This window comes from Methanoregula sp. (assembly GCF_002835825.1).
Lineage (GTDB): Archaea > Halobacteriota > Methanomicrobia > Methanomicrobiales > Methanospirillaceae > Methanoregula.
Genome location: NZ_PIZH01000746.1, coordinates 1 through 1,062 on the forward strand (window position 1 = coordinate 1; position 1,062 = coordinate 1,062).

Genomic DNA, 1,062 nt, shown 5'->3' on the forward strand with positions numbered 1-1,062 from the left:
GTTCAGGAGTGATTCCGATGACCAGGCAAACATGGTCCGGTAGATCTCCTCTGCCGCGGTCACCCGCCCGTTCTGGGTCCAGCTCCGTTTGGAGAGCCGGCCCTTCCCGTCCTTTGGCTTCACGGGAATATGTGCCACATCCACGTCCAGCAGGGCCGGTGTGAGCCGCAGCATTGCTACACGGGAGAACTGTTCCGAGGCTTCCAGTGCTGCTGCTACCCCGGAGAAACAACTTTCAGGACCGGGCTCTATGACCGGCAGTTCGGCAAGTTCGCCGTAATACCGGGAGTCCTGCGAGGTCTGCGATCCCAAAGCTTCCGGATCATCCCCTGCCACCAGTATAACACCGCCGATCAAGCCCTGGGCGGAAGCCTGCAGGAGAGGATCGGCACAGGCATTGACGCCGACATTCTTGATGATCACGGCTGCCCTTCGGCCTTCCAGCGAATCGCCGAGTGCATATTCGAGAGCGGTCTTCTCGTTTACCACCATCTCCGCTTTCACGCGTGCGCCAAGATCCGTTACCGGAAAGCCCGGCACGGTATACTGCCGGTCGGTACAGGAGAGCAACGCCTCAGTTATTACATCAATACCTTTCATTCATCCCTCCCGGGAACAAGATCGCACCCGGCACAGTTCGTGCACATTGTCCGGGCAAGACCAGGATCGAGATCCGCGGCCTCAAGAGCGTCCCGGTGAATTGTAAAAATGTTCTTCAGTCGGTCAGCTGTCGGGCGGGGCATACCGGCAAGTTCCGCAACCGGGTTGAGCGGGCGCAGGACGGGAATAACGCCGTGGCTGGTCAGCCTCCTGATGCAGGCGGCCAGTTCCGCATCCGTCTCGCCAAGGCCTATAATGACATTGGAAAAGACACGGTTCTTCCCGAAGAGTTCGACCGAGCGGTCGAGAACCTGCCAGATCTGGCCATAGTCGAGCCCGGGACACATCTTAAGAAACAGTTCCGGTGTCGCGGCTTCGAGGTTGAATTTCACTTCGGCAACGCCAATCTCATGAAGCCGTCCGGGGGTCTTCTCCGTCGGGTAAATGGAGACACCGATCGGA

The 1,062-nt window shown here is 58.8% G+C and carries 2 pseudogenes; both read right to left on the reverse strand.

Annotation, left to right across the window (positions count from 1 at the left end):
- Positions 1–600: pseudogene (locus tag CW742_RS14880) on the reverse strand (indolepyruvate ferredoxin oxidoreductase); the annotation flags it as partial.
- Positions 597–1,062: pseudogene (locus CW742_RS14885) on the reverse strand (radical SAM protein); the annotation flags it as partial. The pseudogenes CW742_RS14880 and CW742_RS14885, both read right to left, overlap by 4 nt.